Annotated in this window: 27 protein-coding genes; 8 read left to right on the forward strand and 19 right to left on the reverse strand. The window is 50.2% G+C overall.

Annotated features, from left to right (window positions below; genetic code table 11):
- Positions 1 to 179: 179 nt before the first annotated feature.
- Together LG219_RS14860 and LG219_RS14865 are read right to left on the reverse strand one after the other, a co-directional pair.
- Positions 180 to 662, reverse strand: coding sequence for a DUF2345 domain-containing protein (locus LG219_RS14860; RefSeq protein WP_308444095.1), 483 nt, complete (start codon positions 660 to 662; stop codon positions 180 to 182).
- Positions 663 to 739: 77 nt separating this feature from the next.
- Positions 740 to 1,009, reverse strand: coding sequence for a hypothetical protein (locus tag LG219_RS14865; RefSeq protein WP_226765232.1), 270 nt, complete (start codon positions 1,007 to 1,009; stop codon positions 740 to 742).
- 68 nt (positions 1,010 to 1,077) lie between these two features.
- On the opposite strand from LG219_RS14865, the gene LG219_RS14870 reads away from it, so the two are divergent.
- A complete protein-coding gene (locus LG219_RS14870; protein ID WP_226765233.1) occupies positions 1,078 to 1,293 on the forward strand; it encodes a hypothetical protein in 216 nt (71 codons plus the stop codon).
- A gap of 177 nt (positions 1,294 to 1,470) precedes the next feature.
- Positions 1,471 to 1,671 (forward strand): DUF2345 domain-containing protein, encoded by a 201-nt coding sequence (locus LG219_RS15540; RefSeq protein ID WP_226765234.1) that lies wholly within the window; start codon positions 1,471 to 1,473, stop codon positions 1,669 to 1,671.
- A gap of 113 nt (positions 1,672 to 1,784) precedes the next feature.
- Here the strand turns inward: LG219_RS15540 and tssA are convergent, their stop codons facing one another.
- Entirely contained in the window at positions 1,785 to 2,906 is a 1,122-nt protein-coding gene (tssA, locus tag LG219_RS14880) for a type VI secretion system protein TssA (protein ID WP_226765235.1), read from the reverse strand.
- 208 nt (positions 2,907 to 3,114) lie between these two features.
- Here tssA and tssF point away from each other — a divergent pair, with 208 nt between their 5' ends.
- The 3 genes from tssF (at position 3,115) to LG219_RS14895 (ending at position 6,624) form a co-directional block, all read left to right on the forward strand.
- Positions 3,115 to 4,968 carry a type VI secretion system baseplate subunit TssF gene (tssF, locus tag LG219_RS14885; RefSeq protein ID WP_226765236.1) on the forward strand — a complete coding sequence of 618 codons (1,854 nt, stop codon included), beginning with the start codon at positions 3,115 to 3,117 and terminating at the stop codon, positions 4,966 to 4,968.
- Positions 4,932 to 5,951: a type VI secretion system baseplate subunit TssG gene (tssG, locus tag LG219_RS14890; RefSeq protein ID WP_226765237.1), complete on the forward strand. Its 1,020-nt coding sequence runs from the start codon at positions 4,932 to 4,934 to the stop codon at positions 5,949 to 5,951. The genes tssF and tssG overlap by 37 nt, the downstream gene beginning before the upstream one ends.
- A 217-nt stretch (positions 5,952 to 6,168) precedes the next feature.
- Positions 6,169 to 6,624, forward strand: coding sequence for an acyl-CoA thioesterase (locus LG219_RS14895; RefSeq protein WP_226765238.1), 456 nt, complete (start codon positions 6,169 to 6,171; stop codon positions 6,622 to 6,624).
- 135 nt (positions 6,625 to 6,759) lie between these two features.
- On the opposite strand, the gene LG219_RS15485 is transcribed toward LG219_RS14895, so the two are convergent.
- The 6 genes from LG219_RS15485 to LG219_RS14925 form a co-directional block, all read right to left on the reverse strand.
- A complete protein-coding gene (locus LG219_RS15485) occupies positions 6,760 to 7,656 on the reverse strand; it encodes an ankyrin repeat domain-containing protein (RefSeq protein WP_226765239.1) in 897 nt (298 codons plus the stop codon).
- Between the two features lie 114 nt (positions 7,657 to 7,770).
- Positions 7,771 to 9,342 (reverse strand): diguanylate cyclase domain-containing protein, encoded by a 1,572-nt coding sequence (locus LG219_RS14905; RefSeq protein ID WP_226765240.1) that lies wholly within the window; start codon positions 9,340 to 9,342, stop codon positions 7,771 to 7,773.
- A gap of 44 nt (positions 9,343 to 9,386) precedes the next feature.
- Complete coding sequence (locus tag LG219_RS14910) at positions 9,387 to 9,800, reverse strand: hypothetical protein (RefSeq protein WP_226765241.1); 414 nt, start codon at positions 9,798 to 9,800, stop codon at positions 9,387 to 9,389.
- Positions 9,801 to 9,809: 9 nt separating this feature from the next.
- Entirely contained in the window at positions 9,810 to 11,060 is a 1,251-nt protein-coding gene (locus tag LG219_RS14915; RefSeq protein WP_226765242.1) for a porin, read from the reverse strand.
- A gap of 196 nt (positions 11,061 to 11,256) precedes the next feature.
- The gene (groL, locus tag LG219_RS14920) at positions 11,257 to 12,897 is read right to left on the reverse strand and encodes a chaperonin GroEL (RefSeq protein WP_226765243.1); all 1,641 of its coding nucleotides are present in this window, start codon (positions 12,895 to 12,897) and stop codon (positions 11,257 to 11,259) included.
- A 92-nt stretch (positions 12,898 to 12,989) separates the two neighbouring features.
- The gene (locus LG219_RS14925; protein ID WP_173531806.1) at positions 12,990 to 13,274 is read right to left on the reverse strand and encodes a co-chaperone GroES; all 285 of its coding nucleotides are present in this window, start codon (positions 13,272 to 13,274) and stop codon (positions 12,990 to 12,992) included.
- Positions 13,275 to 13,581: 307 nt separating this feature from the next.
- On the opposite strand from LG219_RS14925, the gene LG219_RS14930 reads away from it, so the two are divergent.
- Entirely contained in the window at positions 13,582 to 14,082 is a 501-nt protein-coding gene (locus tag LG219_RS14930) for a TlpA disulfide reductase family protein (protein WP_226765244.1), read from the forward strand.
- Positions 14,083 to 14,418: 336 nt separating this feature from the next.
- On the opposite strand, the gene ltaE is transcribed toward LG219_RS14930, so the two are convergent.
- A complete protein-coding gene (ltaE, locus tag LG219_RS14935; protein ID WP_226765245.1) occupies positions 14,419 to 15,447 on the reverse strand; it encodes a low-specificity L-threonine aldolase in 1,029 nt (342 codons plus the stop codon).
- A 342-nt stretch (positions 15,448 to 15,789) separates the two neighbouring features.
- Between ltaE and bioA the strand changes: the two genes are divergently transcribed.
- Both bioA and LG219_RS14945 read left to right on the forward strand, forming a co-directional pair.
- Positions 15,790 to 17,121: an adenosylmethionine--8-amino-7-oxononanoate transaminase gene (bioA, locus tag LG219_RS14940; RefSeq protein WP_226765246.1), complete on the forward strand. Its 1,332-nt coding sequence runs from the start codon at positions 15,790 to 15,792 to the stop codon at positions 17,119 to 17,121.
- Positions 17,122 to 17,139: 18 nt separating this feature from the next.
- Complete coding sequence (locus LG219_RS14945) at positions 17,140 to 18,699, forward strand: cyclic-di-GMP receptor FimW-related protein (RefSeq protein ID WP_226765247.1); 1,560 nt, start codon at positions 17,140 to 17,142, stop codon at positions 18,697 to 18,699.
- A gap of 112 nt (positions 18,700 to 18,811) precedes the next feature.
- Here the strand turns inward: LG219_RS14945 and LG219_RS14950 are convergent, their stop codons facing one another.
- From LG219_RS14950 to LG219_RS14990, 9 genes are all read right to left on the reverse strand, one after another.
- The gene (locus LG219_RS14950; RefSeq protein ID WP_226765248.1) at positions 18,812 to 19,771 is read right to left on the reverse strand and encodes a tyrosine recombinase XerC; all 960 of its coding nucleotides are present in this window, start codon (positions 19,769 to 19,771) and stop codon (positions 18,812 to 18,814) included.
- A complete protein-coding gene (locus tag LG219_RS14955; RefSeq protein WP_226765249.1) occupies positions 19,768 to 20,478 on the reverse strand; it encodes a DUF484 family protein in 711 nt (236 codons plus the stop codon). Before LG219_RS14955 ends, LG219_RS14950 begins: the two co-directional genes overlap by 4 nt.
- A gap of 15 nt (positions 20,479 to 20,493) precedes the next feature.
- The gene (gene dapF / locus LG219_RS14960; RefSeq protein WP_226765269.1) at positions 20,494 to 21,327 is read right to left on the reverse strand and encodes a diaminopimelate epimerase; all 834 of its coding nucleotides are present in this window, start codon (positions 21,325 to 21,327) and stop codon (positions 20,494 to 20,496) included.
- Positions 21,328 to 21,469: 142 nt separating this feature from the next.
- Positions 21,470 to 21,901, reverse strand: a complete 432-nt coding sequence (locus LG219_RS14965) for a CoA-binding protein (RefSeq protein WP_226765250.1) — start codon at positions 21,899 to 21,901, stop codon at positions 21,470 to 21,472.
- An 88-nt stretch (positions 21,902 to 21,989) separates the two neighbouring features.
- Positions 21,990 to 22,349, reverse strand: a complete 360-nt coding sequence (locus LG219_RS14970) for a DUF3147 family protein (protein WP_226765251.1) — start codon at positions 22,347 to 22,349, stop codon at positions 21,990 to 21,992.
- Positions 22,342 to 22,731 (reverse strand): Rid family detoxifying hydrolase, encoded by a 390-nt coding sequence (locus LG219_RS14975; RefSeq protein ID WP_226765252.1) that lies wholly within the window; start codon positions 22,729 to 22,731, stop codon positions 22,342 to 22,344. Before LG219_RS14975 ends, LG219_RS14970 begins: the two co-directional genes overlap by 8 nt.
- Positions 22,732 to 23,219: 488 nt before the next feature.
- Positions 23,220 to 24,431 (reverse strand): ammonium transporter, encoded by a 1,212-nt coding sequence (locus tag LG219_RS14980; protein WP_226765253.1) that lies wholly within the window; start codon positions 24,429 to 24,431, stop codon positions 23,220 to 23,222.
- A gap of 328 nt (positions 24,432 to 24,759) precedes the next feature.
- The gene (locus LG219_RS14985) at positions 24,760 to 25,326 is read right to left on the reverse strand and encodes a flavin reductase family protein (protein ID WP_226765254.1); all 567 of its coding nucleotides are present in this window, start codon (positions 25,324 to 25,326) and stop codon (positions 24,760 to 24,762) included.
- 45 nt (positions 25,327 to 25,371) lie between these two features.
- Positions 25,372 to 25,566, reverse strand: coding sequence for a hypothetical protein (locus LG219_RS14990; protein ID WP_226765255.1), 195 nt, complete (start codon positions 25,564 to 25,566; stop codon positions 25,372 to 25,374).
- Positions 25,567 to 25,654 lie beyond the last annotated feature (88 nt).

Raw genomic sequence — 25,654 nt, forward strand, 5'->3', positions numbered from 1 at the left:
CTCCCCACTTGGCCGAACAGCCGCATCGACGAATTACTACCGCTACGAGCGCTAACAGAAAAATAAGCTTCAAAGTGGTGGAGCGGCTGAGCGCTTACGCAGAAACCATCTTAAACTACTGTCTGTTTTGTTGGGACCACTATACCTTGCCTTTGGCGGCGATGAGTTTCAGCACGATTTTATCTTGGTACCAGCCACAAACAGGCTGATGTGCTGGCCGACGTTGTGGATCCAGCGGCGGCGGTGGTTTGGTTGCTGTCGCGTTGCGCGACTTGGTCGATGTTGCTGCTGGCGGTTTGGGTTAGGCTCTGTGGCGTGGTCAACGCGAGGCCGTCTTGGCCGTGGAGCATCAGCAGCGGTTGCTGGCCGGTTTGGTTTTTGGATTGGGTTTCGCCTTCTGAATCCGTGTTCGTTCCTGCTTCCCAGCTTTTTGCTGCGTGCAGTTGGTGGTGCAGGTGGCCAGTTTTGCTTTTTTCACTATTTGAATTATCGGGTTTGATCTTTTGCTCGTTGTCGCCGGTTTCGATGGTGTCGGCCAGTTGCTTGGTGGCGACTTCGGCTAAGCTGTTCGCCAGTTCTAACGCTGATTCAAGCTGGCTAGTGGCCGGGTTGCGATCCAGCTGTTTATCGGCTGCGCCGCCTTTGGCCTCGGTCGTCAGCAATAGGCCATGCCCAGCACGAATCGCACATTATTGGTCGCGGTAATTGTCAAACTAGTTGTCGCCTCAATCGTTAAATCCTATGCCATCTTTTGCGCCATTTTTTCCCTTACAAGTAAGACCTCTGTATCGGATAGCTTTTCTGGATTCAAATGCACAGTTTTCGTCCTTTCCCAGTTGCGCGTTTTGCTTGACCACCGCTGTGGATTCTTAGCTCGCGTCGCTTCATAAACGGCAATTCGCTGCGCCGAATACACGATTTGCAGCCACTGCACCATGGGTGAACGCATCAGTTCAGCACCGAAATTATCTTGGGCAAACACAGCAATGCTTAATTCAGCGTTTAGCAAGTTTAGGTACCGACCCACGAAGCCCTGGTTATGCACCACATTCAGCTGCACAGAATTATGAGAAGTTAATGAAAAGCTCTGGGTTGGCGCTAGGGGATAAAGAGCGCAAGTTGATTGAAGTGGCCAAAAAAATGAATTTGAATGCACTGAACGAAGAGATAGAACATTTTTTGGCTAATTATATCCACGATTCAATGGCTGGTTTTATTGCTCAACTCAATGAATATGGACTTAATAGCATTGGTATTATGAAATTTAGGACCGTGTTTCATGGGAATGATTAGTGTGCTGCGCTTTTCTCGGTAAGTTGAGATGTCACGCATTCTATTTTTTACTCGATGCTTCAAGTTGAGAAGCGGGTAGCAATTATTGATGCTCCACGGCCAAGATGGCCTTGCACTGACGACGCCACAAAGCTTGACGCAAACGGCGAGCAGCACATCAGCCTGTTTGTGAGTGGCGTGAAAGATAAAGTGACAATCAAGCTGATCACCGTCGTCGCCAAAGACGAAATCCTCGTCACCGCGGGCGGAGGCTATATTCGCCTAAAAGGCGGCAATATCGAAATCCACTGCCCCAGCACCGTTAGCGTGAAAAGCGCGAATCATAACTCCGCATCGACCAGCAACGCCAGCACTTACCCGGCAGCTTTACAGCGCTAAATAATTGATGAAGGCGGCATAACGTGTCGCCTTCATCAAAAATTGATTCCAAATTTTTGGCATGGTATGTGCATGCAGAGCACAGATTATATAGCCTACATGATTATACCCAATCAATTCCTTCGAATATCCAACAATTCGTTCAGTTGCCCCAGCGTAGCGTCGTCTTTGATCACCGAGCTGAGCCATTCTTCTAGGCTCATTTCGGCCCATTTGGCGGCGCGTTCGGCCAGTAGGGCGACGGGGCTGTGCGGTTCGTGTTGGCGGAAATAACGGGCGACTTCGGTGAGTTGGCGCACCGCATCGGCGCGATTTTGGATTGGGCCTGCCGTGGTGGCGTTGGCAGTGTAGCTTGGCGGTGGCGCAGAGTGTGTTGGTGCAGCGGTGTTGGGCATATGTTCAACCACTTTAGAGCCGATCGGCGCGGTGAGTAGGCTGCCGGTATTGGCGGCAAGTGCAGGGGTGGGCTCGCCCCATTGCAGACGCAGGCGGTTAACGACATCGAGGCAATCTTTTAATGCGTTGCGTAATTCGGCAAGGCCGGGGGCTGCATGGCCAAAGCGTTGCTCGATTCGGTCATCAAAAGCTTGGTAGGCGGTTTGAGCCGAGGTGAGTTGTTGGTGCAGTTGGCTAAACCACGTCGGACCGCTGGCGTTGACGCTTTTATCAAAGACGTCGCCGGCCAATTTACCTTCGGCAATGGCTGCTTCTTTGGCCTGATCATCTTTGAGCCCCATATTTTCGACATCGCGCGATTCTTGCCATTGCTGCCAGTTGTAGCCGCCGTGGTTGGGGTCGGTTAGCGCGACCTCGCGCAGCGCCATGCCAAGTTGGGTATTGCACCATTCGAGCTTGCCGACGCGTTCGTCCAGATCGTCGGGGTCATACTCGGGGTAGCCGGTTTCCCAATATTGCTCCAGCAGGCCATCGAGCAATTGCAGTGCCAGTTGGGCGCCAACAAAGCCACGCGTTTTGACCAGTGCTTCGCCATACCACACGGCCAGCTGTAGATCTTTACTTTGCTGGGCGAGGCCTTGTTCGCACAGCTGAATCACTTTATTCCAATCGGCGGTTTTGAGTGCTTGTCCCCACTCGCCTTGAGACAACGTTGGGTCGTCGGCACGGCGAGCTTCGCGGATTTGATCAAATAGCGGTGAGTAAGCTAAGTCTTGACCGGCGATGTGGTCGGGATGAATTGGGGCGAGCAGGGGACTCAGGCTTTCAGTGTGCGTCATATTCGTTCGATTGCTCTTTGCAATGGCGTAAAGGAGTCTGGTGAAAAATACTATAAATTAGTCAGTTGTGTGAATTGTGTTGTTGGCGAAAATGTCTTTAATATTACTATTTAAAATATGATAATGTCAGTAATTAGACGATTAATCATGCCGTTGTGTTGATTATTTTTGGTTTTTATCTCTGAAGTGCCTGGAAAATAGTGTCCGCATGTTAGATTCATTATTGCCGTATTACGAACGTGAGCTCAGTTTGCTGCGTGAATTGTCGGGTGAGTTTGCTCGACGTTATCCCAAAATTGCTGGGCGTTTGCAGTTAGAGGGCGATCAGTGTGAAGATCCGCATACTGAGCGTTTGATTGAGTCGTTCGCTTTTTTGGCGTCGCGAATTCACAAAAAATTAGACGACGAATACCCCGAAATTGCAGCTAGTTTTTTAGATGTGCTGTATCCGCATTATTTGCGGCCGATTCCTTCATCGAGCATTGTGCAGTATGAATGCGATCCGGAACGTCCCGAAATCGCCAAGCGCTACACCATTGCCCGCGGGCAAGCCGTGCATGCTCCGGCTATTCAAGGTGTGACGTGCAAATTTCGTTCTTGTTATCCGGTTGATTTATATCCGCTGACGTTAAATCGCGCCTTAATCGAATTAAGCAGTAGTTCGCCTCATTTACGACGTATCGCGCCCGATGCCGCAGCAGTACTAACCTTTGAGCTCAATACCCATGCTGGTTTGCCCATTGCAGAGATTGATTTGCAGTCGCTGCGGTTTTTCTTAGACGGTGAGCCGGCATTAATGCATTTGGTGTATGAGCTGCTCTTGTCCAATACCTTACGGGTTCGAGTCGGCGATGGCAGTGAAGACCCCGCCGTGACACGTACCTTGCCGGCGTCGGCATTGCAGCCCGTTGGCTTTGGGCGGGATGAAGGCATGCTCGAATATGATGAGCGATCTTTCTTGGGTTATCGCCTACTTACTGAGTATTTCAGTTTCCCAGATAAATTTTTATTTGTTGAATTGCAGCAGTTAGCGCCGATAGCGCGGGTGATTCGTGGCAATACACTGGTGATTCAGTGTTTGATTGAGCATTGGCCAGATACCGAACGTCACGCGCGCTTATTGCAGCATTTACAGGCCTCGCATTTTAAATTGGGTTGTACGCCGATCGTGAATTTGTTTGTGCATCAGGGCGAGCCAATTCGAGTGACGCATCAAAAAGCCAGTTATCCCGTTGTGGCCGATGCACGTAAGCAGCAGGCTTTTGAAGTGATGCAGTTGCGCCGCGTAGTGCGGGTCGAAAAAACCGGTAGCGATGAACGTAGTGAAGAAGTGTTACCGTTTTATGCTATCCGCCATGGGGCTGAGCCTGCGGGATCTCGGTTTTATTGGCATGCAAGTCGTGAGGTTTCGTCACGAGGCGATGATAAGGGGACTGATTTAGAGCTGCATTTGGTGGATTTGGATTTTAATCCCGTTCGCCCAGGGGCAGAGGTGCTCAGCATCGAAATGCTATGTAGTAATCGCGATTTGCCGGAGATGATTCCATTTGGTGGCAATCAGTCGGGGCAACATACTGATTTCACATTGCCTGGGCATTCTGTCGTTAGACGAGTTCGACTATTGCGTAAACCCACGGCCAGTATCCGTCCGCCGCAAAAACGAGGTCTGCAATGGCGGCTGGTCTCGCATTTATCGCTTAATTATTTGTCGTTAATCGAATCTGGACGGGGTGCTTTGCAAGAAATGTTGGTGCTCTATAACCAAACCGATTCCGCAGTGAATGCCAAGCAAATTCAAGGTATTGCAGCCATAGAGAGTGCGCCGGCGGTCACACGGGTATTGGGGCGAGATTTTGCTGGTTTTGTTCGCGGGACCGACATTACACTCACCTTAGATGAAGCGTTTTATGTTGGTAGCAGTATTTATTTATTTGCCAGTGTGTTGGAGCGATTTTTTGCGCTGTATTGTGCGCCCAATAGTTTTACTCGTTTACGCGTTAATACTAAGCAACAGGAGGTTGCGCTATGGCGAGCTCGAGCCGGCGAAGCCCTCGTCATTTAGAAAACGAGATCCATGCTGACCCCAGTCCATATCGGTTTTTTCAAGCGGTACGGATTCTAAGTTTAAGTGCAAAACAGCGTAGAGAAAAACGCAGTCTGTTACCTGAAAAACTGCGCTTTCGCACTTTGGCCAATTTAGCGTTTCCGGCCAGCGAAATCACGCGCTATCGCTCCGTAGAGACGCAAGAAGGCGCACTCAATGAGTTAGAAGTGGCGTTTATGGGCTTGACGGGGCCTAGTGGTGTGTTGCCAACCAGCTATACCGAGCTGCTGATTGAGCGCCAACAGCAGTTTCGAGACCCAACTTTACATGCATTTTTAGATATTTTTAGCCATCGCTCGATTGCGCTGTTTTACGGTGCGTGGAAGAAATACCGTTTTTGGCTGCAAGTTGAAAATGGCGAGCAAGATGGTTTTAGTCGAAATTTGCTTGATTTAAGCGGTATGGGCTTGGGGGCTTTGCGGGCGCAAATGGGGCAAGGAAGCTTACAAAATGAAAGTTTATTTATTTATTTTGCGGGTTTGTTGAGCCAAAAACCCATCTCCAGCCAAGCGTTAACTACTTTAATCGAAGGTTTTTTTGGCTTTCGAGCGGAGTTAGTGCAGTTTGCAGGGCAGTGGATGAATTTGCCGTTGCACGAGCAAACGCAGCTGGGCGGGGCATTTTGTCAGTTGGGTATATCGGCCTTTGCGGGTGATCGGGTGTGGGATCGACAAACGAAAGTCAATTTGCGCTTAGGGCCTTTGTCGATGGCGCAATTTAATGCTTTGCAGCCCGATGGCGACGGTGCACAGGCTTTACGTGCATTGCTGCAATTTTGCTTGGGGCAGGCGTTGGCGTGTGATGTGACATTAATTTTAGATCAGCGCGATGTGCCGGCAATGACGCTGAGTGCAGTGCAGCCTATTCGCTTGGGCGCGAGTTGTTGGATGGGCGATGTAAAGCAAAATCCAAGTGATCGGTATTATTGTTTACTGGCTTAAATGCTCAGGTTGGCAGTGATTTTGCATTTGGCAAATGCACTTGCAGTCTTATTGCATATCAGCGTTGTGCGGATGATGAGTATTTTGCATGCGGGGATAGCAGAGTGCTGTGATCATATTGCTTTTTGTAAATGATTCAACACCATAGTTTTATGGGGTATATCGTGGGGTGGCTTTTAGATGTTAAGCTAGGTGTATATACCTTGAGGTTTTGATTATGCAGGATGGTCCAAAGCATCAAATTAGCATGACGGTGCTCATGACGCCGGATATGGCCAATTTTTCTGGTAAGGTGCACGGTGGCGCTTTATTAAAGCAGCTCGATCAAGTCGCTTATGTGTGTGCAAGTCGCTACGCGGGTGCGTATGCGGTGACGTTGTCGGTGGATCAGGTGATTTTTAAGCAGCCGATTTATGTCGGCGAGTTAGTGCATTTTTTAGCCAGTGTGAACTACACCGGTCGCACTTCGATGGAAATTGGCATTCGGGTGGTGGCAGAAAATATTTGCGAGCAGACCGAGCGCCATACCAATAGTTGTTATTTTACGATGGTGGCCATGAATGCCGAGGGGCAATCGCTGGCGATTGAGCCTTTAGCCCCCGCTGACGACGAGGCGAAAACGCGTTGGGAACAAGCTAGGGCGCGGCGTGAAGTGCGCTTATTGAAAAAATAAGTCGCTTGTTTGCGGCTTTGACGTTTGTTTTACCGATCAAAATCGATGTGATTTTTTCCCTAAAACAAGGGGCCAAGCCTGCCACAGCGTCATGCTATGTCTGCGTTTGATCACGCAGGGGCGCGAACGTAGAGCCTAAGCCGAAATGGGTTGCTGTTTGACCAGTTGCCGGATGGCCAGATTGGGATGTCGCGTCGCCAAATCAAAAGCACTGCATTGTTCTCGATTTAATAGGTGGGTATCTGCATGATGGTGAATGAGTGCCTGAGATACGTGCACATACCCTTGCGTGATGGCCTTGTGCAGTGCCGTATCTCCTGCGGCATCTTGGGTGTTGAGCGCAACGCCAGCGTCCATCAATTGCATTAAAGCATCACGCTGCCCACGTGCGGCAGCTTGAATCAATGGGGTTTTTCCGGTGTGGCTACTGAGATTGGCATTTGCGCCATGCTCAAGTAAGAGTCGAATCACTTCGGCATGTCCATTGGCGGCGGCCCAGTGAATTGCGGTATAGCCGCCACTGTCAGCAAGGTCGGTTTGGGCTTGATTGGCCAAGAGCAGGCCAACACAGGGTAGATGCCCAAATGATGCCGCCCAAATGAGTGGCGTCTTTTGGTGGTGATCTCGCGCGTCGATTTTCATGCCCGCTTTTAAAAACAACACCAGCTTTAATGTTTCTCCTCGCTCAGCAGCCGCAAAGAAGCTTTCTAGATTAAAGGTGATGCCGCAGGCGTTTAAGTGATCGCGTGCTTGTTTCACATGCTCCCACACGTCTGGCGCTTCGGCGTCGCTATATCCTTGGGTTTTTTGCTCGCACGCTTGAATTAAACGAAAAATTTCTGAAATCACCACGGACGAAAAACCTTGTCGATTACCACGCTGGTCGATTAATAAAGATCGTAAGTAGTTTTCAAATTCATCACTGCTGGAGGCTGCAGCAATTAAATCGTGCAAATGCGGATGGAGTTGCGCCAGATGATGCGGGTAGTTTGATGCTTGTCCGTTGAGTAATTCAAGTAATTGGGGGTTCACAGCGTATTTCCATAGGGCAGGCCAGTGCTACGCACTATTTTAACGTTTTAAGTGGATATCGTCACAAATACCGAGGTGGATTTTATCGCTACGGCGCGCTGAAAAACACAAGATTTAATGCCCCAATGCTGGATTGATTTGCTGCGACGGCGATTGTGGCGTTAGGCAATGGGGGCTGCCATAGATGCAAAAGCCATTGCGCCCAGAGCGTTTCACTTGGTACATGGCTTGATCGGCTTTGTTAATCAGCATATTGCTATTGCTGCCATGCTGGGGAGCCAGCGCAATGCCGATACTGGCGCCGACGCGATCAAAAACGGCATTGCCAAGTTCGATTGGCAAATTAAGGCTCACAATCAGCGCTTGTACCATGGCGCGAAGTTGGGTGATGTCTTCAAAATAGGCAACGATCATAAATTCATCGCCGCCTAAGCGGGCGATTAAATCTTCGTCACGGGTGAAATGTTGCTTCATGCGGCTGGCGCATTCTTGCAGGACTTTGTCGCCAGCTTCATGGCCATAGGTATCATTGATGTATTTAAAACGGTCTAAATCAATCATAAAAATCGCCAGTTGATTTTTGTTTGCAATGGTGTTGCTGAGTAAATGAATTAAGATTTTTTCGCTGGCATGGCGATTTTGTAAACCAGTAAGGTGGTCATAATCTGCGCTGCGGCGCATTTGGTCTTCGCGTTTTTTTCGGTCGCTAATGTCATAAATTAAGCATTGGTAATAGGGCGTATGGGCGTCGTTATAGCTGGCTGAAATAATCACGTGTAGCCAATCATTACAGGTTTGCAGATCGTTCGCCGTGGCTTGATTGCGCTCTAAGCTGGCATAGATTTGCCCCCAAAAACGATAGGGTTGAGCAAATAGGCGGTCAATCCATTGGCCGCTGATTTTGGCTTGGGCATGAATGCCTTCACCCAGTAGCTTGGCAAAGGCCGGATTAGCTAAGATCAGTCGACCGGATTCATCCAGCAGCGCAATACCCACGTTGGCACTTTCAAAAATCCCTCTAAATTGCTGTTCAAGTTTGCTAATTTGCGCGCGAAGTTCGCGCTCGGCATGAATCACATCGCTGACCATATTGAGTAGATAGTTAATGTGGTGCGTGAGTTGAATTAATTCATCATATTGTTTGTTGTTTAAATGAGGGAGTCGATCATCGGTGGCTAGTTTTATGGTTTGTAATCGACTGGATAATTGAGTAAGTGGCCGGCTTAATTTAAAAAAAACGACGATATACACCACCAAGCCAATTAATAAGGACAGAATAAATAAGGAAACCGCCGTGTCGATTGATCGCGTTTTGGCGCGGCGGTCCATTTCGGACGTATTGATTTCTACGGTTAAATAGCCGGCGATATTACGTTCATCCAGCGGCTCATACAGTGGTAATCTTAATTCGGTATCGTTGGACTTTTTTCCCGCAGCGATCTGTAAATGATTATGGCCATTCATGTTGGCGTTGCGAATCAGTGGGTTAAGAATCAAACTATTAATCACATCGCTGGCGATTTGTTGGTTGCCGCTGAATGCTGCGACGGCGGCAGTTTTTTCAACTGCGGCCATAAGGTTTTTAATATCTAAATAGCTGTGTTTGATTTCATTGGCGTAATTGAGCTGATAAATAATAAAAGAAGAAATCGACGCCACTAAAATCGCACATAGAGCGATCGTCATTGACAGTTTGTAATGAATAGTTTGTCGAAAAGCCATGTTGATATTTATTCCAATTTAAGCACGACTTTTACCCCACTATGGCTGGGTAAGGTATTGGCCTCAATAAAGCCAATTTGATCTTGATTAAGGCTAATACTTTTAATCACCGAAGCGGGATCAGCTAGCCGCCGTGGTGGTTTTTGTTGGCCGGCAAATTGTAGTCTAGCCCAGTATGCGTCAATTTTAACCAAAGGCTTGCCCGTCAACGCAAAGTAAAAACGGCGACGCAATTCATCTGAATTGATTTCAAGCGGTTGCAATGGCACATTGCCGCCGAATAATCGACCTAAATAAATATCACTGACTTGTTGTGGTGTGAGTGATACCGCGGCATTTTGTGGGTGCGCAATCACCCAGAGTTCAGCATGGGCAAAACTAAAATTGAGCGTAAGAAATAAGAGGAGCAGATTTTTTTTCATCATCCGCACCTAAAATAAACCGTCAAATGACAAGCTAAAGACATTGGCTTTCAATGGCCCCGTTTGCGTATTGCCATTTTCCCATAAGCCTTTACCACCGTCGGTGGCGTGAATGCGATCATATTGAAACTTCAGCGCCATTCTGGGACGAAAATCCCAGCGAATGCCAATCGAGTAGGTCTGTTGATCGGTGTATAAACTGCCCAGAAACTGGTTTGCGCCAGCGGCTAAAGCCTGGCTGGCGGCCGCTAAAGGTGGTGGTAATGGGCCTTGAGGTAATGGGGCACGATATGGGGCGTTTTTCGATTTGGCTTGGCTAAGCGTGATATAGGGTTGAAAAGCATTGATACGGTAGGCCGCACTCAGATACGCACCTTCCATATGACCATAAATCACGGTTTCCGATTGCACGCGCCCCCATTCGCCTTGTAGCCACCACGGGCCATTATCGTAATTGGCGCCGAATAATAAAAATTTAAGACGGCCATCAATGTTTAAATCTTGCTGAATTTGAAGGGCGCTAGGCCAAAAAGGACTGAGTTGGCCTAAGCCATTGGCGAGGACATCGCTGCCCGGTACTTTACCGTGCAAATCCATTTGGCCGATTGAGGCGCGCAGATGAAAAATATCATCGCTCCATTCGAGTGAGGCGCTCGCTAGTTTTTTACCGTGAATACGAAAGTCGCTTACGCCAGCGTTTAATGTTGAGCTGATTTGCCCAATATTACCTTTTAGCCTGAGCTCGCCATCACCCAATTGTTGGCGAAATTGAATATCGGCACCGTTGTATTGAAAAAACGGGATTAAGCCATAAAAATCTTGCACCGGCCGCACCCAAGGATAGGTGTAGCCTACGTTGCGAAAATCAGACAGCATAAACATATCAATGCTGAGCCGGCCTGCACGAATGCTCCAATTTTCATTCGGGCGATAGCGCAAAAAAGCCCAGTCAACCGCATCGCCATTGGCATAATCAACGCCTTCTCGGGCGGTTACTTGTAAAGCCGCACTCCATTGAGGGGTAAAATCGGCCAGCAGCTGTACGCCAACGCGACTATCGGTGGTCGCGGAAGTGTGGCCGTGATGGGTATTGGATTGCGATAGGTCACGAATATACTGGCTAGGGCTGTCATTGTGGTTGATGCCTAAGGTATAAAAACCACTGATACTCAATCGGTCGGCGGGTTTGACTTCGTCAGTCTCAAGATGAGGATCTAATTCAATTTCTTCGGCAGCCGTGGCCGTGGCCGTGTACAGCATGAATATACTGAGGCACATAAAAAATTTCACAGCACAGCCTTGGTGAATGAGTTCGGGCACCCTTTAATTTGGCTGAGGAATGGTCTGTTTTCAAGGTAAGCATTTATTTGTTTTGGTGACAGCAATCGCTGGGCATAAAAAAACCGGCGTTCGAAAACGCCGGTTTTGATCTTTCCCTGCCAAGGCAAGGTGGGAATTACATGCCCATGCCGCCCATACCACCCATGCCGCCCATATCTGGCATGCCAGCAGCGTCATCTTTTGGTAATTCAGCAATCATGCAATCTGTCGTCAACAACAAACCAGCCACAGAAGCGGCGTGTTGCAAGGCTGAACGCGTTACTTTAGCTGGATCGAGTACACCCATTTCAACCATGTCGCCGTATTCGCCAGTCGCTGCGTTGTAACCGAAGTTACCTTTGCCTTCCAATACTTTAGCCACCACAACGCTTGGCTCGTCGCCGGCGTTTTGTACGATTTGGCGCAATGGCGCTTCAATGGCACGCAGAACGATTTTAATCCCTGCGTCTTGATCAGCGTTTGAGCCTTTCAATTCAGTAATGGTAGAGCGAGCGCGGAGCAATGCAACGCCGCCGCCAGCAACGATACCTTCTTCAACCGCAGCGCGAGTGGCGTGCAATGCGTCTTCTACGCGGGCTTTCTTCTCTTTCATTTCCATTTCAGTGGCTGCGCCAACCTTGATAACCGCAACACCGCCAGCCAATTTGGCCACGCGCTCTTGCAGTTTTTCACGGTCGTAGTCGCTGGTTGAAGCTTCAACTTGCTGGCGAATTGTTGCTACGCGCGCTTTGATTGAATCTTCAGAGCCTGCACCGTCGATAATGATGGTGTTTTCTTTACCCACTTCGATGCGTTTAGCTTGGCCGAGCATCGACAATTCAGCTTTTTCTAGCGTCAAGCCAACTTCTTCTGCAATCACAGTACCGCCAGTCAAGATCGCGATATCTTCTAACATGGCTTTACGACGGTCACCAAAGCCTGGCGCTTTAACGGCAACAGTTTTCAAGATGCCACGGATGTTATTGACTACCAAGGTCGCCAATGCTTCGCCATCCACGTCTTCAGCGACGATCAACAATGGACGGCCCGCTTTAGCTACGCCTTCCAAGATCGGCAGCAAGTCACGGATGTTGCTGATTTTTTTGTCGAACAACAACACGAATGGGTTGTCGAGCAAAGCGATTTGTTTTTCTGGATTGTTGATGAAGTACGGGCTCAAATAGCCACGATCGAATTGCATACCTTCAACTACGTCCAGTTCATCTTCCAAGCCTGAGCCGTCTTCAACGGTGATCACGCCTTCTTTACCGACTTTTTCCATCGCAGCAGCGATTTTTTCGCCGATGATTTCGTCAGAGTTCGCTGAGATCGAGCCAACTTGCGCGATTTCTTTGCTGGTGGTGCATGGTTTAGCGATGTTTTTGAGTTCAGCCACCAAAGTGATCACGGCTTTGTCGATACCGCGCTTCAAATCCATTGGGTTCATGCCGGCAGCCACGTATTTCATGCCTTCTTGCACGATGGCTTGTGCCAATACGGTGGCTGTTGTCGTACCGTCACCGGCGATGTCAGAAGTTTTAGAGGCCACTTCTTTCACCATTTGTGCGCCCATGTTTTCGAATTTGTCTTTCAATTCGATTTCTTTGGCAACAGAAACACCGTCTTTGGTGATCGTTGGTGCGCCGTATGAACGCTCAAGCACCACGTTACGGCCTTTAGGGCCCAAAGTTACTTTAACGGCATTGGCCAATACATTGACACCAGCAACCATTTTTGCGCGAGCGCTATCGCCGAAGATTACTTCTTTTGCAGCCATTTTTAAATTCTCCAATATCAAATCATGTAGGGTGGCTTAGCCTTGGATTTTTAAGGCGTAACCCACCAAGCTCAAGGGCTTAAATCCAAAAATTATTCAACAATTGCGAAGATTTCTTCTTCGCGAACAACGATGAGTTCTTCGCCGTCGATTTTTACGCTTTGTGCGTATTTGCCGAGCAATACTTTGTCGCCAACTTTAACCGTCAGCGCTTGAACGCTACCGTTTTCCAATACTTTGCCAGCACCAACAGCAACCACTTCACCCATGTCTGGTTTTTCAGCGGCGCTACCTGCGAGCAAAATGCCTGATGCAGTTTTAGCTTCAGCTTCAACACGTTTGATGACCACACGGTCGTGCAATGGACGAATTTTCATGGGTTTAAAACTCCTGAGTATTGAACAGTCGTTAGAGGTATAAATTTGTTTGTACAAGCAGGTGTTTAGCACTCTACTTGCCTGAGTGCTAAATGGTAGGGGCGAGGCGGTTCTTTTTCAAGAGCTGGTGCGGTTTTTTTTATTGCGTCACGCTGGCCACCACGCTATTGGGGGTATGGGGCTGAGCCGTAAAAAAATCAATGCACGCCACGCTATACGCTAAGGCATTTTCCATTCAAAATAGTGCCTTGTTTTTCAGTTGAAATGCCAAATGCTCGGCACTTTGGTCAAATTAAGGATGCTGTGAATGAAACTCGGTTTCAAAATTGCGCTCACTGCGGCATTGATCGGTGCGGCTGCACTGGGGTTTAATGCCTTTAGCGCCGCAGAAAAAATGCCGCTCAAGCAAACGATGACCACCATGGCGGGTAAACCGATGCAAATTGCCGATTATCAAGGCAAGGTGGTGCTGGTTAATTTTTGGGCCACCAGCTGCACTGGTTGTATGGCCGAGATGCCCGGATTGGTCGCCGCGCAAAATAAATTGGGCAAAGACAAATTGATCACCATCGCGGTGGCGATGAGTTATGACAACCCGACGTATATTCAAAATTACTTGGCCAAAACGCCGCTGCCTTTTGAAATGGTGTACGACCAAAGTGGCGAGATTGCGCGCGCTTTTGGTGAGGTGCAATTAACCCCAACGTCGTTTTTACTCGACCCGAAAGGGCGTTTGATTAAAAAAATCGTCGGCGAGCTTAGCGAGCAGCAATTGATTGATATCGTCAATCAGGCGCATGGAGCGTAGTTGGCCGAGTGGTGTGTGATGTAAAAAAATGGCGCGAAGTGATTCGCGCCATTTTTATGGCGATCAAACGTCAACAGATTAGGCAATGTGCAGATTACGAGTTGATGGTGGTTAGAGTATCGCGGCATTCCCTCTCCCTTGATGGGAGAGGGTTAGGGTGAGGGTGATACAACAAAGTGCATTTTAAGCTCAACACCCCCATCCCAGCCTTCCCCCATCAAGGGGGAAGGGGCTACAGTCGATCTATTCAAATGCGTGCAATTTAAAATATCAACGCCAAATCCAAAAAATACCCAGACCATTGGGTATCTTGATCTAATCTATTTTCAATATAGCTTAGCGAGCAATACCCGCTTCAATTGCTTGGCTAACGCGGGCGAGGTCGGTCTCTTCAATTTGCCAGTGCGTCACCAAACGCATTGCGCCGTGCTCCGGTGGGTTGGCTTTAATATTTGCATTGGCCAAGCTTTGCATCAGCTTGTCGACATCAATCTCGCGGCTAAAGTTAAACCACACCATATTGATTTGCACCGAATCCAGATCGATAACAATGCCGTCAATTTTGGCCAATTGCGCGGCTAATAATTGGGCGTGGCGATGATCGTCCGCCAAGCGCGTAGTCATCTCATTGAGTGCCAATAAACCGGGCGCGGCCAATACGCCAACTTGGCGCATGCCCCCGCCGAGCAATTTGCGTTTTTTGCGCGCTTTGGCAATCAGCGCATGGCTGCCGGCCAAAATTGAGCCGACTGGCGCGGCCAAGCCTTTGCTCAGGCAACACATCACGCTATCGCAATACTGGGTGATGGTTTTGACATCGACTTGTAAAGTGCTGGCGGCATTAAATACCCGCGCGCCATCTAAATGCACTGGCACGCCTTCGGCTTGCGCCACTTGCCAAATTTGCTGCATGGTCTCTAGCGCAATCACCCGGCCATTGGAATGGGCATTTTCGACGCAAATTAGCGCGGTTTTAGGCTCGTGAATATCCACGCCATGACGGATTTTTTTGCGGATTTTTTCGGCATTCATCGTCCCTAAATCGCTATCGATGGTTCTGAGCTGCACGCCACTAATCAAGGCGGCGCCGCCAACTTCATGCCAAACGATATGGCTATCATCGCCAACAATAACTTCGTCGCCCGGTTGGCAGTAGCTCAAAATCGCCAATTGATTGCCAAAAGTACCGGTCGGGACAAATAAGGCCGCTTCTTTGCCTAAGCGCTCGGCCGCTGCGGTTTCGAGGGCGATGACGGTTGGGTCGTCGCCATACACGTCGTCACCGACAATGGCCTCGGCCATGGCAGTACGCATGGCGGCAGTAGGATGAGTGACGGTATCGCTGCGTAAGTCGAGAATTTTCATCAGAAAAGCCAGAGTGAAACAAGGGAGTGCCTCAGTCTAAAGTTCGCCGCGCCGTGGCGTCAATCATTCTGGCGATGCTTTGTGGGCTGAATAATTACATTTGCTGAGGGTCTGTTGACTTGGCTTGGCTTGGCTAACCGCGTATGCGCTGATTGTGGCTTGAGGCAAGGCCACGTAAGCGGGGCGCTGTTCGCTGCGGAGCATGCGCTGAATAACACCTCGGGTTGACTACTTGCGCCACCAAAGCAAATCGTCCTCGTGCGGCGGGGCATGTCAACAGCGCATAAGGCGGGGCAGGGGTGATGCTGTTAAAATGCCCAAATTGAAATTTTAGGTTTTGTTATGACTCAGCAAACGCTTCCCCAGCACGCCAATCAAGCGTTACTCAATCGCAGTTTGGCGGCGGTTTGGCATCCGTGTACGCAAATGAAGCGCCATGAAACTTTGCCGCTGATTCCAATCGCCCGTGGCGATGGTGTTTGGCTGTATGACGCCGATGGCACGCGTTATCTGGATGCGGTGTCGAGTTGGTGGGTGAATTTGTTTGGCCATAATCAACCGCAAATTAAGGCGGCGATTACCCAGCAAATGGATCAGCTCGAGCATGTGATGCTGGCGGGCTTTACCCATGAGCCGGTGGTGGCGTTGTCTGAGCAATTGGCCGAGTTGACCGGCTTGGGCCATGCTTTTTACGGCTCGGATGGTGCGTCGGCCACCGAGATTGCCCTCAAAATGACGGCGCATTATTGGCGTAATTTAGGACTGCCTGCCAAAAACCGCTTTGTGTATTTGCAAGACAGCTACCACGGCGAAACGATTGGTGCATTGTCCGTGACCGATGTGCCGATTTTCCGTCAAGCTTACTCGCCCTTGGTGCGGGACAATTTTGCCGTGCAAAGCCCCGATGCTCGGCAAGCCCAGCCCGGCCAAAGCGCGCGCGACGTGGCTTTGTGGGCGATTGAAGACTTGGCCCGCGTGTTAGCCGCGCAGCATCACGAGATTGCCGCCTTGATTGTTGAGCCTTTGATTCAGGGCGCAGCGGGCATGGCGATGTACGATCCGATCTATTTACAACAAGCACGCGCGCTGTGTGATCAGTATCAAGTGTTATTGATTGCCGATGAAATCGCCGTTGGCTTTGGCCGCACCGGCACCATGTTTGCCTGCGAGCAAGCGCAGATCAAGCCAGATTTAATTTGTCTTTCTAAAGGGATTACTGGGGGGTATTTGCCGCTAGCTGCCGTTTTATGTAGTGATGCGGTCTATACTGCCTTTTATGCTGATGAAACGGCCAAAGCTTTTTTGCACTCGCATTCGTATACCGGCAATCCATTGGCCTGCGCTGCCGCGTTGGCGACGTTGGCGATTTTTCGCGATCAAGACGTAATTGCGCAAAATCAGCGTAAGGCCGCCGAGTTTAATCGCATTTTTGCGCCACTGGCTACGCATCCACGTGTTCGGCATTGGCGAAATTGTGGCATGATTTGGGCTTTCGAAATTGCTGACGCTCCGGCGCAATTTGCCACGCTTTGCTTTACAGAAGCCTTAAAAGAAGGCTTGTTGTTGCGGCCGATTGGTCATACGGTTTATTTCATGCCGCCGTATATTATGACGGCAGAAGACGCTCAATTTCTGCTGGCAGGCACGCTGAACGCCTTGGCGCGCTGCTGGTAATCACCGAGCATATTGTTTATGTCTTTATTGTTGACCTTGCCAGACCCAAACCCTAAATTAGCCCGCGCTGTAGAAACCAATCCGCAGCGGCTACGGCAATGGTTGATTGGCTTGCCAGCTGGCGTGCAAGAAGCTGGCCGGATGCTGCTCGATGCCTTATCGACGTTAAATCGCATCAAGCTTGAACCCGAAGAGCGGATTAAATTACTGCAAGAATACCAAAATTCTTTGGAAATGCTGACCGGCGCTTTTGAATCGGCTTATGCCTCACCCGGCTTGCCGATGAAAGAATCGGCGCGGCAAGCGGCACAATTGGCGCTGAATTTATGGGGCGAAATGGCGCTAGGTTGGAAACTGGCGCTGATGGATAAAGTGGATAAAAAATTCACTTTTTTTACTTCGTCCAAAATGCTGCCGGTGTTATTGCAAGCGGTGATGTATAGCTTTTGGCGGGTTTACCAAGTGTGTAGCCGTTTGTTTCAACCGATGCCCAGTGGCATGTGGGCCGAAATTCATCAGCTATTTCGCTATGCGGCGGAAAATCGCTTTTTAGATGAACGCAAAACCGACAATCCAAAAGAAAAATCAACCCGACCGATTGCCACTTTGTATAAGCAAATTTTGTTGCTGGCCTTGGCCGATCCGCAGCGGTTTTCTGGTGCTGAGCTGGATAAAATCATCGAAATTATCGAAAGCTATGCGATGTATGCGCACTTTCAACCGGTGAGTAAATTAAATTCCAGCGCGGGGTTTTTCTTGGTCGAGCTAGAGCTGGATCAGCCGCCGCACTTTGTGGGTAATCGCTCGCTTGAGCAATTGCCCGGCCAGTCGATTTTGATTGATACCATTGAGCTGGCCAAAAAACTGCATAAAGCTGAAATGAATGTTGAAGCCAAAGTGCCGCTGGCCAATGATCGACAAAAAGTACAAATGTGGCTAGAAATCTTGCGGCGGGTGATTCGGCAATGGAGTATTTCGCCGCAGCGGCTGTATCAGCGAATTCCAGCGCAAAGCCTGGTTGAGGTGGCGCTGGGCTTTCAGGCCACCGTGCAGCAACTGAACGATGGCTTGCCGCTGAGCAATCAACCGGTAGATCTGACTGAACAATTGGCCGCGATCAATGATTTAGAGCGCTGTGTGATGCCGTGGCAAGTGGTCAATGAAAGCCCAGGTGGTTATGCCATTTTGGCGCGTGATTTGCCCAGTGAGCAGGCTAAACCCGGTGAAATTGTCGCGATTCGGGCCAATGGCGGCCAGAACTGGATGGTGGCATCGATTCGCTGGTTGCAACAACGCCATGACGGGGCGACCGAAATGGGCTTGCAAGTAATGAGCGCCAAGGCGCAGCCGGTGTTGATGCGGCCATTGCAAAGTGCCGCAGCCAATCAAGTGGCGATTTTGCTGCCGGCCATTGCGGTGCTGCAGCAAGCGCAGCGCATTATTGCGCTCAAGGGCAGTTATACCCCGCTGCGTGAATTTATGCTGCTGACTACTGAGGGCGTCAGCATTAAAATTCGCAGCGCCAAATTGATCGAGCAGCAGATGGGTTATGACTTGTTTGAATATACCAGTGCTTGATCCGGGCGATGTTTAGATTACGTGTTAATGGTTTTAAGTGCCTGCGGCACAGCATCAACACCCAATCTAAACAAAGCCAAAATAACTCAATGTATATCGATGTAGGCTTTGATTATTCAGGCTTAGGGCCAGATACCTCGGTGTTGTTGTCTGGTATTTTGGCTCTCGGGTGGGCTTTGTCGTAGCTTTGGGCTAAATGCAGGAAGTCTAAATGCGTGTAAACCTGCGTGGTGGCGATGCTGGCGTGGCCGAGTAATTCTTGTACTGCACGCAAATCACCCGACGATTGCAATAAATGGCTGGCGCAGCTGTGGCGCAGTTTGTGCGGGTAGAGTGGCTCGGTCAGGCCGAGTTTTTCTTGCCATTGTCTCAGCCGCAATTGCACCGCGCGCGGCGTGAGCGGCGTGCCTTTATTGCTGACAAAAACAGTTTGGGTGTTCGGGTAGGCCAATTGAGTGCGAATCAATAACCAGCGGCGAATCGTTTCTACGGCGATTTTACCGATCGGCACTAGCCGCGTTTTATTGCCTTTACCGGTCACCGTGGCCATGCCGTGCAACAGATCGAGATCGATCAGCTTGAGCGACACCAACTCACTGACTCGTAAGCCTGATGAATAAGCGAGCTCAAAAATGGCTTTGTCGCGTGAGGCCAGCGGATCTTCATCGGGCATATGCTCTAAAAAACCCACCACGTCATCGATATTCATCGCCGCTGGCAAGGCTGGGCGATGCTTGGGCGCTTTCACGCCTTCAATCGGGTTGCTCGACCAATGAAAGTCACGGCACATCAGCCGATAAAACGCCCGCCAAGCCGATAAAGTGCGGGCAATGGATCGCCCCGACAAACCACGACTGGCCAATTGCCGCACAAAGCCGCGCACGTCTAACGGGCTTAGTGCGGCTAAATCACGCGCGCCAACGCAGTCGGCCAACAGCTGTAAATCATGCTGGTAGGCATGGTGTGTATGGGCGCTGGCGGCTTTTTCGCCGTGCAAATAGCGAAAGAAATGCGCGAAATGCTGCGCCGTTGCTTCCGGCACAACTTGGCTTGGGCGGCGAATCGGCTTCAAGTGAGCGCGGCCTCAACCTCGGTGGCGCTCACCGGCTCGCTGCTCGATATTGGCGCTACTGGTACCACGCGGCGAATCACGGCAGAAACCAATTCGGCTAAACGTTGCAAATACAGCGTGCCCATTTCCGGGTAAAAGCGCTCCGGGTCGGGGCTGGCCAACACCAAAATCCCAAACGGCAAGTCACCAGTGCGTAGCGCGCATTGCACAAAAGACCTCAGATCACCCGTTTCAAGCGCAAACCAATTTAACACGTCATCAGTCACGTATGGCCCGCAATACGGGCTGTTCAGATTGTCGACCAGCTTGTGAATGCCGTCCTCAACTGGGGTGAATTCCAATAGATTGGAGTCAATATTGGGCAGCCATAAGCGCAGCGCCAAATGCGGTACGGCAAAGCGGGCTTTTAGGTGGTATTCCAAGGTGCCGATAATGCTCGGCAAGTCTTCGGCCTTCATTAAATCAACGGTGAGCTGATGCAGCATGTCCGAGATATGGTCGTTTTCGATCCCAAATTGCAGCAGCTCGCCAAGGCGCGCTTCGAGTAAGCGATTTTTATCGCGCAGCGTGAGTAATTGTCGCTCAGCCAATGAAACGGCTTGACCGCGATGAGGGTGTGGCACATAGATTTCGGCGAGATCATCGGCAAACGCATCAAAAAATTCTGGATTTTGTTGTAACCACTGTACGACTTCATTGGCTTGCATATGGGTATCCTTAGGTTAAACCTCGATCGTGCCGGCAAAGACGGTCACTGCTGGGCCGGTCATCATGACGGGGTGTGCGTCGCCCGCCCAGCTAATGCTTAAATCGCCACCTCGGGTATGCACAATCACCGTGGCGTCGAGTAAGCCACGGCGTATCCCTGCGACGACAGCCGCGCAAGCGCCGGTGCCGCAGGCCAGCGTTTCGCCCGCTGCGCGCTCAAAGACGCGTAGGCGAATCTCATTGCGGCTTAAAATCTGCATAAAACCGGCATTCACTTTTTGCGGAAATCGTGGGTGATTTTCAATCAAAGCGCCGTGCAGCGCCACCGGCGCGGCATCAACCGATGCCACCACTTGCACCGCATGCGGATTGCCCATCGACACCACGGAGATGTCGTAAACCTGACCATCGACAATCAAGGGATCAATCATCGCTTCATTGGGGGCAATAAAAGGGATATCTGCTGGGGCAAAGCGCGGCGCGCCCATGTTGACGGTGACATTGCCATCGAGCTCAAGGCGCGGGTAGATCACGCCTTTGGCGGTTTCTACGGCGATTTCGGTTTTGTCGCTTAAGCCTTGTTCAACGACAAAACGCGCAAAGCAGCGTGAACCATTGCCGCATTGCTCAACTTCGGAACCATCGCAATTAAAAATCCGATAGCGAAAATCGATGCCCGGTGTGGTGCTGGCTTCAACCAGCAGCAGTTGATCAAAACCAATGCCAAATTGCCGATGGCCCAGCTGCGCGATTTGTTGCTGACTGAGTGCCACGGTTTGGCGCACGCCGTCGATCACCATAAAGTCGTTCCCGAGGCCGTGCATTTTGCTGAAATTGAGTTTCATGATTTTGGCGAAATTTTAAGGTGTGCTAAGGCTACGCTGAGCCTGCCTATCAGTGCAAGCGTGTTGAAATAGAATAATGAAAAATGCGGCCAAATCAGCGCTTGCGCGCATTGGCATCGCCTTTAAGGGCGTGGTGGCGGGTATTTTAAAGCAACTTTTGCGGAAATAAGCGCTGATATTCGGTCATTAAACAACGATCCATCACGATGCACAGCCCTGCAGCTTGGGCGCGTAAGGCGGCGGCTTCATCGCTAATGCCTTTTTGCAACCAAATCAGCTTAATGCCCAGCGCAATCGCTTGGTCAACGATGTCGCCGACGACCTCACTGCGAACAAACACATCCACGCAATCAATATGCGTGGTGACTTCGCTCAATTGCCGATACACCACCGCGCCTAAAATCTGTGCCTGTGGCTTGGCGGAGATCGGGATGATGTCAAAACCCCACGTTTGCATTTTGCTACTGACGATGTAACTGGCGCGCTGCGGTTTATCCGACAGCCCAACCACCGCAATGGTGCGCGTCATCTGCAGCAAGGCTTGGATTTGGGCGTCGCTTGGGTTTTGGAATGGCATTATGATCCCTTGGGTATATGCTGCTAGGCTTTATTAAATAAGTGCTTGCAGCAGATACCCTTAAGCCCAAGCTCATTGCTTCGCAGTTTTACCATAAATGAATTTGAAAATAGCGGCTGAGTAAAAAACTGTAAGGCAAAAACAACAGCATTGTGGCGATGGCTGCAATACTGAGTGCAGGCCAAAAGCCAAACCGCGTTAGCAACAATGGAAACGCCAGAAACATCGGCAATGTGGGCAGTACATACCAAAACGTATACCAAGCATGAGCGCCAATTTTGTCGGCGGGATTTTGTTCGATATATAACCAAATCAGCGTTAAGCAGCTAACTAAGGGCAGGGCAGCCAGCAGGCCGCCGATGCGCTCAAAACGGCTCGCCACTTCAGAAATACCGACCACGACCGCCGCTGTGATCAGGTATTTGGCGATCAGATAGCCGCTACTCATTGCGCAGCAAAACCATCACCGCATCGGCTTCAACCAATGCGCCTTTGGGTAGCGCAGCCGCTTGGACTGCCGCGCGCGCCGGAAACGGTGCGCTAAAGTATTCGCTCATAATGGCATTGAGTTGAGCAAAGTTGGCCAAATCGACCACAAAAACCCCCAATTTGACGATGTCAGATAAATCGCCGCCAGCCGCTTGGCAAACCGCGCGTAGATTTTGAAATACGCGGTGCGTTTGCGCTTCAAAGCCATCGAGCAAGACGCCTGACGCTGGATCAAGCCCAATTTGGCCGGATAAATACACCGTGTCGCCGACTTTAATCGCTTGCGAGTACGTACCCACAGCAGCCGGGGCTTGCTCGGAATGAATAATCGATTTGCTCATTTGGAGCGCTCCTAGAGAGGGAAAAAGTCGCCAGCGGCAGCGGCGGCGAGGATATTAAGTGAGTTTTGTCTGCAGAGTTTACTGCAATTTGACTGGATTTTGACAGTGTTCCGCGTAGTAAAAGCCTTGAGCCGACATAGAAGTCGGCTCAAGGCTTTGAGGGCAGCACCGGTTCAATGGCAATGTTTAGATTGGGTTTGATGCAGTGCCGCGCTCGTCGAGTAGGGGCTTAAAACCCCGTTTAAGCGCACCGAGTGAGGAAGGGAGACAAACAGTTTTATCGTTTGGCTCACGACAATCGAGGGCATCGGGGACCGATGCGCGCTCGGGGCGCGTTTCTTTCCCCCTCTTTCTTTGGCGAGTCAAAGAAAGAGGGGCCGCCACTGACTGCGACTGTAAAACAATGTGCCGCAGGCACTTAAAATCATCAACACGTAGTCTAAACACCACAGCTTCAATCACCCAGCCAGTGAGCCAATCTAAACGCCTTAGTTGTCTTTATCAAAAAAATACGCCCGCTCGCCGTGTAAGGCTTCGTCGAGGCCTTCTTCTTCTGCCGCAATGCTCACGCGGGGTTTATGGATTAATTTCATAATCACCCAAGTAATAGCAAAGGAATATACCGCCACTAACACCACGGCAATCAGTTGAATCATAAATTGGTGTAAGCCGCCGTTGACGTCGTCAATCGCGCGGTTGGCTAAAATTCCTACCAATAGTGACCCCGCCACACCGCCCACGCCATGCGCGCGAAAGACTTCCAGCGCGTCGTCGTATTTAAAGCGCGATTGCAAGGTTTTGGCAAAGTAGCATGCTGTTGCGCCAATCGCGCCAATCAATACCGCCGCCCAAGGCTCGACATAACCCGCTGTTGGCGTGATGGTGGCTAAACCGGCCACGCCACCGACTAGCACGCCAGAAAAACTCGGTTTGTCTTCAAAACGCCAAGCGAGCATCAGCCAAACCACCATCGCCACCGCACCGGCCACTGCGGTGTTGACAAAGGCATACGCGGCCAAAGCATTGGCGGCATACGCGCCGCCGGCATTAAAGCCAAACCAGCCAAACCACAGTAAACCCGCGCCAACCGCCACCAGCGGTAAGTTGCTGGCTTCTGGCTTGTCATCGGGCGCAATATCGCGTTGCCCCAAAAACATCACCGTGGCCAAGGCAGCAAACCCAGCGGAGGTGTGGACCACAATCCCGCCCGCAAAGTCGATAACACCGAGTTTGGCCAAAAAGCCACCGCCCCAAATCCAGTGCGCCACGGGAACGTACACCAGCAGCATCCACAGCACGATAAATTTGAGGTAAGCCTTAAAATCAAAACGCTCGGCAAATGCGCCAGTAATCAGCGCGGGCGTGATGATGGCAAACATCATTTGATAAGCAAAAAACATAATAAACGGAATCGATGGCGCGTAATGCGGGTGGGGCATGCCGCCAATGCCGCTAAAGCCAAAGTAAGTCAAATCACCAATCACGCCGCCGATATCGGGGCCAAAGGCCAAACTAAAACCGCCAAAAATCCACACAATCGAAATCACCCCCATAGAGATGAAATTTTGCATCATGATCGACAGCATGCTGCGGCTGCGAGTCAGTCCCCCATAAAACAGGGCTAAGCCCGGCGTCATCAGGCACACCATCGCCGTACATAAAATGATAAAGGCGGTATCGCCGGTATTAATAAGGTACATGTTGCTCTCCTGTTTACGATGGATTCGCTGGGCAACCACGGTGCCGTGCTTTGCCGCTGCCTTGTCGCATCGGCTGATGACGGCTGCTGACGGCTACTGACGGCTACTGAGTAGATTATGGTACAGGGCATATGAAACTGCTGATCTGGCGCAATTGTAATCTTGAGGATTGTTTGGTGAAATAAAATACAATTGTAATTATTACTCTTACCAACTCAAAGCTTTTGTGTTGTGTAATTAAAAAAGTGCAATGCGTAGGGCAAAAAAAACCGCAACGGCGATGACGCGGTTGCGGTTTTTTGATGCTGGCTTGAAACAGAATGGTGATTTAGGGGCGCTTATTGGCGTTGATCGCATACGGTTCGGGGTGAACGCGGCCATTGTGCAGTAGGTCGTCAGCGGCATAAATATGCACGATTTCAATCAGCAATAAATCGGCGGCAATCGGTTGGCCGACTTCGATATGCTGCATTAAACGCCCTTCGAGGGCGACGGCGCAGTTTTCGATGCGCGGGGTTTTGACGGCTTGTGAGGCGGCAAACATCAAGCCGAGCGCATCAATTTGCGCTTGGCTCGGTGGTGTGCTTGAACCCGTGGCGTGCACTGCTGGCGCATGATCGTGCGACGGAATATGTATCACGCAATCGCCACCATTGAGTAGATTTTGCGCGGTGTCTTTTTGCTCGTTCAGCCCGCTTTGATCTTGCCGGCGATTGACACTGAGCGACACAATCAATGGCTCGCTACTGACAATATTAAAATAAGAAAATGGCGCAATATTGATGCTGCCGTCCGGATTGGTGCTGGTCACCCAAGCAATCGGCCGAGGCACAACGCAGTCGGTAATTAAATTGTATTTTTCACTTGGCGAAAGCGCCGTAACAGGCCATTCCATTGTGTAATCCAGAGGTATATGGCGCTAGCCATTGATTATTAATTGTTAGGTGAATATACCCAGATGTTCAGCCACAGGCAATTGGCTTAAGCCGCAAATCAAGCCGAGCGCATGGTGGTGTTCACTTAAAAAATCTTTTTGACGCAGAGGCGCAGAGACGCGGAGTAAAACCAGAGTAAAACCAGAGTAAAACCAGAGTAAAACCAGAGTAAAACAAGACCAAGTCGCTGCTTCACACATCGTGCCTACTCGTGGTTTGAATCCTGATTTGGCTTTTCTCTGCGCCTCTGCGTTGGCTTTTCAATGCCTTGCCTCGGCTGTTCAGCTG

The sequence above is a fragment of the Deefgea salmonis genome (assembly GCF_020531905.1).
Taxonomy (GTDB): domain Bacteria; phylum Pseudomonadota; class Gammaproteobacteria; order Burkholderiales; family Chitinibacteraceae; genus Deefgea; species Deefgea salmonis.